Source organism: Paenibacillus cisolokensis, assembly GCF_050481165.1.
Lineage (GTDB): Bacteria > Bacillota > Bacilli > Paenibacillales > Paenibacillaceae > Paenibacillus_AH > Paenibacillus_AH cisolokensis.
On the sequence record NZ_JBCNFP010000067.1, the window covers coordinates 1 to 8,415 of the forward strand.

An 8,415-nucleotide genomic window follows, 5' to 3' on the forward strand; every position below is an offset into this window, starting at 1 on the left:
CCATTCTACCAAAGATTTGGAGCCCTTTTCACGTTTCCAAGGAGCTGTACTTTCGAAATTCAGGTTTATTAATATTAATTTTCAGCAAACAAACTGTTAGCACAGTTACTTAACAATCATCCAATTTATATCTTTCTCTAAAGTTAGTACATATTGAGAAAGCTGCGTTGCCTTTGTTGTCCCATCTAAGTACTTCACCGATATCCAAACATACACCTGATTTCCAGACTGTTGGAATATAGGATTAACTAGCTCTGAAAATATATAGTCTTTGCCAATCGGTGGTAAGGCATTATTTTTCACATAATAAGCAAGTTCTTTATCAGTGGCAGTAGGATAAAATGTAAAGAATGTCTCCAAAAACTCTGTCACTTCTTGCACAGTATCAGAATCAGCCGTTCCGTTACTTTCAGGTTGTTGTGGCTCATAATCTGATTTATTCGGTAAGCTCCATAAGGTAGGATTTTGTGTAATGACTAAGTTTCCTGCATTATCTTGATGAAGAAGTATTCGATATGTGGATCGAACCCTTTCGCTATTTTTATCTTCCGTAATTTTTTGATCTACCGAATAAACAACCGTATAGGTATTATCATTTTCTGGTGATACTGACCAGATATCAATATTACCTACGCTGGAACTAGTAGGAATATCATCTCTTACGGTATCGATATTTAAAGCTTGTAATTCCTCTGTCAAATAGTGACTGATCTTTTCCGCCCGTTGTTCAATGGAATCTTTTTCATTTTCCCATGTGTAGTAATCTTTCACAAAGTTTTTCGTAAAGCTCTCAATCGCATTCGTATCCATGATCTTGGTTTCAATGATTTCTCTATCATGAACGGTATGTTGATCAATTGCTGTAAAGTTTTTATAGATTCCAAAGGCAAGACTTCCAATGAGGACTATCCATAAAAACACCACTGACTTTTTACGTGGTCCAACTGTCTTTACTTTTATTTTTTTAGGTTTTGGTTCTTTCGTTTGCTTGTCTTGCTTTTTAAATAATCCCTTCATTTTATCTAACCCTTTCTATTGTTTAATCCGTCCAGCTCCTATTAGGTGTTTTTGCCAGTAAGAAGACGTCAAATCCGCATAACCAATCGGATCACCTGCGTTATACATTTGGTTGTTTCCAACATAGATCCCAACGTGCGTGACATACGTTCCCGCGTTATACGTAGAATGAAAAAATACTAAATCCCCAGGTTTTGCTACTGAAAGAGGAATATGCTCAGTTACGTTATATTGCTGTTGTGCTGTTCGGGGCAAATTAATCCCAGCTTTCCGATAGCTCCACTGCGTGAGTCCACTACAATCAAATGAAGTATTTGGATTATCTCCACCAAAGACATAAGGAAACCCTTCGTATTTTAATGCTTCATTCATGACAATCTGAACCATTTCATCATCAAATTGAGGCGAAATAAAATACTGACTCACTAAATCGACATAAAACATATTGCCATAACGGTACCGCCAACCACCATTTTTCTTTACGGCTATTGGATTAGAGTAAGTGACTTTACTGCCCCCTGACCGTTCCTTCGCAAAGCTTTCAGCTAATTTAAAAGAGTAAGAGCTTCCTTGTTTTGCGACATAATCAATAAAAGCACCGCCATAGTTGTAAGCCTGAATGACTGTATTCTCATCGATACCGTTTGCTTTTGCGGAACGTAATAAATCTGAAAAGTATTTTGTTCCTTGTTGAATCGAAGCTTCGGTATCCAATGTGTTAGGCGGTAATCCCAACGATTCACTTGATTGCATTACGTCTGTAAGTTTGCCACCACTCTCTACTTGGATAATGGCAAGTAGAATAGAGACATACTCACTAATTCCATATTCTTGTGCATATTTCTCTACCATTGGCTGATGTTTTAACACATTCGCAGAAACCGATATACCACCTATCTCACCAATGAAGTCACCACCATCTGATGAATATTCTTCATTCGATATAAAAACAGCTACAAATGCTAATAGCCCAAGCAACGCAAGAAATCCTAATCCCCCAGCAATGAACATAACCTTTAATCTCATGACTTTCATTAGCGTTTCCTCCTAGTTGCATGGATTGGACGCTTACTGATTTGTTTCTGATTTGTACGTTTCAACGGTTTAGAGGGACGCCTAATGATTTTCCTACTATTTTTTGGTCGAGAACGTTCTTCATTGATAGGTCGGGTTCCTTTTTTAACAGGTTGTTTGGGATTATCAGTAAAATGCTCTTTTCTGTCTGGACTCGATAACTGTCGTTGTAATTTGAATTGCTTCATATGCTCGCTTTTTGTGACAGGTCTTGTCTTTTCTTTTTGTTGAACAGTTGGGTTCTTTAATCTATCTTGATGTGCAGATTCATTGGCATCATGCGTGACTGGTCGTTCATAACTAGCAGTCTTTCGAGAAAGGGTACGTTTTTTATCCAATGCTTGCCGCCTATCTGCAATGGTTTGACGATGTTTTGCTTGACGGTCTGCATGTGTTTTTTGTCTCTTTTCCTTTGCTTGCTTCATACCTTCTTTAAAATCACGGGCAGGTTTTGTAAGCTGTTCTTTTCCTTGCATCACCGCATATTGAGCAGTAGTAGGTAAATCATGTAGTTGTTCTTTACGATGATCTATATTTGCACGGAACTGACTTTTCGCACCAAGCACTTTTCCTGTGACTTGACCTACTTTCTGACTTAAAGATGTTGATTTCGTGCGATCAGTTGGCCGTTCTTTGTTATTTTTTGTAGTCGATGTTAACCGTTGCGATGGGCGTAGGGGAGAGAACGAGCCTTTTGTTTGCTTTGATTTTCCAACCATTGCCCCGACCGTTGCTCCAGCTGTTGCCCCTGCAAGGGTGCGTCCGATTGTTCGCTGCAATCGACGACTGCCACGATTGAACATTCGGTAAGGACGACGCATGACTTGACGTCCAACTTGTTGCGAATCATTACTTTGCAGTTTAAACATGCTCATAATGTCACCGAGTTTCATGTAAATCCCTGCAAACGTCACGATCTGCAAAAAGGCAATCAAGAAAAATGGAAAACTTGTTGTTAAACTGTAAAGCATGGATGAAATACTAAAAGCAACTGTAATAATGAGCGTGATACCAGCCCGAAGCATAATTACATTAAACAACTTCATAATCGCCTGCTTTCCCATGTTTTCAAAGGTGGGTATCATGGAAAGTAGAAAACTAATTGGTAGAAACATCGCATAGATAATAAACAATATTTGCGAGAAAATCATAATTCCCGATAGTAGAAACACGAAAATAGAGATACCGATATTAAACAGAAATAAAAAGAAGACCATTCCTAAACGTGTGGTGGTCTTCGTAATGGTTAAGTTTTTATTGTCGTGATCTTCAATTTCTGCTTTGACAGCATCTTCACGATCTTTCCCGTTATTCGTATCAGGATTGATAGAAACTAAGTTTTCAACACGTTCTTCGCCAATCGTTTCTTTATCCGAATCATCAAATTGTAATAACATCCAAGGCTGTTCCACTTGAATAGAAAAGAGGTTATTCCGTATCATATCGACACTATCTTTTCCTTGGCTACTCGAATTCGGCATCAAGATTTTAGTACCTAAATCTAAACTTGCTTGACTAATATCTGCTGAAAAGTCATTAATTTTAGCGATATACGTTGGGGCATAGGCAATAAAGGAGGCCGACAAAATAAAAACGACTAAAAAGTTAAGGATCGCTCGAATCGCTTTCGTCGTTTCTCGTTTCATTAAACCTGTATAAGCCACGTAAATTCCAATGACTAAAATGAAAAGAAGCAAGAAGCCTACATAAAATCCTGAACTGCTGAAACCACTTGCCGTAATTCCAGCTAATGTTTGCATGTTTTTGCCGATGGCATCTGCCGTTTGTGAAATAAAATCGAGAGAATAAGCTTGTTGGATTAAGTAGCCTGTCGCATTTGATAAATATAAGCTAATAATCCAAATGAAATTAGTGATTGTATATAAGCCATACATGACCTGTTTACCTATGCCATCATCCCAGTTCCACGGCAACCAATCCCAACCCGAATCCACGTAGAAATCTAATTGATAATGGTCAAGTGGGTACAAGGAATAGAGATTATCTTCTGACACCGTATCATCAACTAAGCCAGCTGCTTGAGCTAATGTTCCAAGTAAAAGAAGACATAGAAAAACGGCAGTACCAATAAGTACCACCGTTAAGACAATCTTTTTCCATTTTTGTTTTTTCAAATTAATCGCCACCTTTCTTCTCCTGTGTCGGTGGACGCGTGTCAAAAGCATAAAACAAATCTTCAAAGACAGGATGGACTTGAATAATCCCCACACGCCCATATAAGTCTTGAATTAAACATTGTCCGTTTTCCAGTTCCCGTAATCGCCTTTGATTCGATTCATCTTCCGCATCCACACCAAAGAATTGAAGAGTTTTCTTTATTTCTGTCATATCTCTAGAACGAAAGGCGAACTTTACACCGATGTTATTCTTCAATTTTTCATCGGTTAAATCGTCCGCATTCTGTGTAACAAAGTAGACACCAGCATTCATCGCACGCCCTGCACGTACTAATTTATTTGAAAGTGTTTTTCCTTGTGCGACTTGTAGAAATGACCAAGCTTCATCTAAGTCCACGATTTTAAATACGCTACGATCTGAATGAATAAAGTCTAGTGCAAAAGTGGAAATGACAATCAACATGGCGACACTCAAAAGTTCCATGGTTGTATATTCTTCAAAACTTGTTTCTGCGTCTGGTAACACCAAATCCGCAACTTGAATGATATTCAACTGTTTTTCTAAACTAATCGAATTTTCCACTGTACCATCCGAAAAGAGTAGGTGGGCAAAGTCATAATCCGTAAAACTTTCGATATGGTCAGCGATGGGACCAGCTAATGGATTGGGGTCACTTCTTAATTCATGAATCACGAGAAGCAAACCACGTTCCTCCTGTTGACCAACAGCTCGAATCGCTCGTCGTAATACAGGGAATTTATCTCCATCCCGACTCGATATACCTGTGAGAAAGGTAAGAATATCAATCGCAAGACTTTCCGAATCCTTTTTCTTTTTCATGATGACAAAAGGGTCAAGTAGTCCTTTATTGCTTTCCTCACTCGTTAAATTAACAATATTTATTTCATGAGCAATTTCAGGCAACATTTCTTTCCATCTTCCTCGTTCCGCCTTTGGATCAACAATGAGTGCTTGACCACCAAAGAGAACGGCATAATAAACAAGCAGGTTATTAGAAAAAGATTTCCCACCACCAAGTGAACCTAAGAATGCAGAAGCTAACGCATTGGTGACAGAACCTTTCACGCCTTGACTAGCTAGGCTTGGATTGAGATAGACATTTCTTCCTGTGTCCAAGTTGTAGCCAAAATAAATCCCTTCCGTTTCTCCGAGCATTTGCGTTGCGCCAAACCCAAGACCTGCCAAAAAATCAGATGTAACATACTGAATATAATCATTCATATACCGCTTACTGGCTGGGATAAATTCACTGTGTAAACCAATCATATCTCCAAACGGACGAACAAGTTTTACGTTCAAATCATCATAAAAATCTTTTACCTCATTACAACGCTGTTTGAGTTCATCCAAGTTAGGGGCAGATACTCGAATGACATAGCTTAACTTATACATTGCTTCTTTACTTTGATCGAGCACATCTTCTAATTCATTGACCTGTTCCAATGCGTCGATGACATTGCTGCCTGTTTCGTTATCGGATTCCCAGGCATGATTATCCAAGTCTTTAAGTTCCTTTTTCTTGTTCCGAACGGTAGACAATGCTTTTTTGTTTGTTACAATTTCCACGTTCATGGAGGTATCTATTGGAAAATCAAATTGTTGTTGTTGATAATAAAAGATTTCATCCGATGGAAATTCCAAATCACCGACAATGGAATTAATCGTAAAGTAGGCCACATATGTTGTTTGTTCTTCCTGTTCGATTTTTAAATAGCGTTGGTTTTCCTCAATTAAACAACGGGACGGTTTAATCAGATCATATCGTTTCACTAAAGTTTCCCTTTTAAATTTCTTTAGAGGGAGAGCATAATCATACTCGTCATAAGCCATTCCAGTTTGTCCATGAAGATGTTCAATCAAATAACCAAAGTCATTTTTATTTAAAGGGCGGATCTTAAAACGTCTCGATATTTTGTTTTGTAATAAAGATTCCATTTTAGAGAAACGTCTCATTTCTTCATGCGGTATGGAAACAAAATCTCCCATCAGGTGATGGTTTACATCACGGACAAATGAAGAAAGTGAATTTTTGATGTTTTTCCCTATTGATTTCATATTGACTTCTTCTTCATTGAGTAACAGTTTAAAACCGATAAAGAAACGATAATCGACTTGGTGTTCACCAATCATCGAAACAAGTGCCTCTGTTTGGTCGTCAATCCGTTCATAAGCAACCTCTTGTAATCGTCCTATGACTAATTCTTTGCTTCGTTCTTGTACCGAGCGAATACTACTAGCGGTACTGATCTGTAAAGCATGAATTTTGCCGTCTTGATTTTGTGCGATTAATTGGCGAAAGTTATCATGCACCTGTACTTTTTCATCCTCCGATAAAAAGGAATAATTATATGGCAACAGCTCATAATACGCAAAACATTCACCATCATGGTTGAAAACGAGATTATTTTCAAGGTATTTAATCGGATAACGCATGGACTTCACTCCTAACAGCGGTGATATTTTCATTTACTTTCACACGTTGTAGTTTGATAGGTTTTCCTGCATAGGTGACTTTTGGTCTAAACCAATATGTCAATGCAGACTTGAGAAAGCTATACGGTTTTTTACCATCGAATGTTTTTTGACTCATAAACCAAGTCAAACCAATTGGAATTCCAACATATTTTAATAACGCCCCATCAATCAAGGAGAGGGGAGGGAGGTTTCCAAGTAGCATGACAGCTAAAAGAGAAAGCACAAACCATGACATTTGGTTAAAGGTCACTGGGAAAGGTAATCGAAAATCATTAATTGCGTAAATCACTTTTTCAACTGACCAAATACGTGTATAACTTTTTAATTTTTTCATTTATTTCGTTCCTTTCTATATTTGAGATAAAAAATAGCAGTAAACTATTTTAAAGTTCACTGCTAAATTTTTTAATTGTCCAATAAGTCATTCATTAGTGTGTCTGCAATTACATCTTCCGTATACTTTCTAATATTTCTTACATTAGTTAATTGAGGTAACGCCTTCTCTATTTTTTGCATTATCAATGTTTGATCTAATTTTTCAATAAATTGTTTTTTCATGTTTTTGGGATTGATAAACTCGTTAATCATTCTCTCTGCAATTTTCTTTTTATCTTCATCTGTAAAATCAGTAAAGTGAATAAACCCATCAAATCTACTTAATAATGCATTATCTATATTTTTCTCCATATCTTGTATAGACTGTAAATTTGAAGTACAGATTATTATAGAGTTACTAACATCTACAGTAAAATTTTGATCAGAATAAATTCCTTCGTCAAACATTTGAAAAAATGTAGTTTGAAAAAAGGGAGGTGCTAGTGCAAACTCATCTAATAATATAACGTTAGAAGTTCTATTGAGCAGATGCTTTGAAAAAGAATCTTCACTATGGGAAGTAGATTTGAAAAACCTAACACTTGAATCTCCGCCTACCATCGTCATTTGTTCACGTAAAAGTGTTCCTTTTGTATATAAGGTGGTAGATAAATATTTTGCAGTTTCTGTTTTACCAATTCCAGGATTTCCATAGAACATTAGTACCAACGGCTTTTTTGTTGGTCTAATCATTTGTGCTATCAATTTCCGGCATATTGCCTTTTTTTCAATAGTTTGGCCAATTATATTTGAATCAAATCCTTGTTGTACTTTTCCTATTTGGGTTGCATTAATTTTAGGATAACTATAATTCTTTTCCTTGACAGTTCCTTCCATTTGCTTCAATTTGTCATAAAAAAACTTTGGTGGATTATTGATTATTAAGGTGTTTATACTGGAATAACTTTCAAATATCGATACTATATTATCGATGTTTTCAAATACATGTGAGTTGATTCCTGAGCAATCTTCTAGGGTAATAACACACGTTTCCAATTACGAATAATTCGACTGAAAAATATTTTATGTTCGATTGGTTGTATTCTCTTGTTGAATTTTGTTCTTGGTTCATAATAAATTTCAATATTCATTTTTATACTCCTGCTAAAATAACATCTATTATTTCGTAAGTAATTTGCGTAGTTTGTTCTTCATCAAAGTCTAATCCTGTTTTTGTGGTATTATGTGGGGTCGTCATATTATCAATTTGGTGTTCAAATTCTAGGTTGGTATCTAATGATTCGCCTACCTTAACTCCAAATAATGTTAAGTCCATTTTGGTTAAGTCATTTAAATTATCCTGAATTTCGAAAG

Annotated in this window: 6 protein-coding genes and 1 pseudogene; all 7 read right to left on the reverse strand. The window is 36.6% G+C overall.

What is annotated here, in order from left to right; genetic code table 11:
- Window positions 1-105: 105 nt before the first annotated feature.
- On the reverse strand, window positions 106-1,017 hold the full coding sequence (locus tag ABEV74_RS11885) for a conjugal transfer protein (RefSeq protein WP_061785326.1): 912 nt from the start codon (window positions 1,015-1,017) through the stop codon (window positions 106-108).
- A gap of 15 nt (window positions 1,018-1,032) precedes the next feature.
- Window positions 1,033-2,043: a bifunctional lytic transglycosylase/C40 family peptidase gene (locus ABEV74_RS11890; RefSeq protein WP_061785336.1), complete on the reverse strand. Its 1,011-nt coding sequence runs from the start codon at window positions 2,041-2,043 to the stop codon at window positions 1,033-1,035.
- 8 nt (window positions 2,044-2,051) lie between these two features.
- Entirely contained in the window at window positions 2,052-4,277 is a 2,226-nt protein-coding gene (locus ABEV74_RS11895; RefSeq protein ID WP_061785325.1) for a CD3337/EF1877 family mobilome membrane protein, read from the reverse strand.
- Window positions 4,228-6,684, reverse strand: coding sequence for a conjugal transfer ATPase TcpF (gene tcpF / locus ABEV74_RS11900; RefSeq protein ID WP_061785324.1), 2,457 nt, complete (start codon window positions 6,682-6,684; stop codon window positions 4,228-4,230). Before tcpF ends, ABEV74_RS11895 begins: the two co-directional genes overlap by 50 nt.
- A complete protein-coding gene (locus ABEV74_RS11905; RefSeq protein ID WP_061785323.1) occupies window positions 6,668-7,060 on the reverse strand; it encodes a conjugal transfer protein in 393 nt (130 codons plus the stop codon). Before ABEV74_RS11905 ends, tcpF begins: the two co-directional genes overlap by 17 nt.
- Before the next feature lie 71 nt (window positions 7,061-7,131).
- On the reverse strand, window positions 7,132-7,938 hold the full coding sequence (locus tag ABEV74_RS11910; RefSeq protein ID WP_430146259.1) for an AAA family ATPase: 807 nt from the start codon (window positions 7,936-7,938) through the stop codon (window positions 7,132-7,134).
- 256 nt (window positions 7,939-8,194) lie between these two features.
- Window positions 8,195-8,415 (reverse strand): annotated as a pseudogene (locus ABEV74_RS11915) (DUF6414 family protein); the annotation flags it as partial.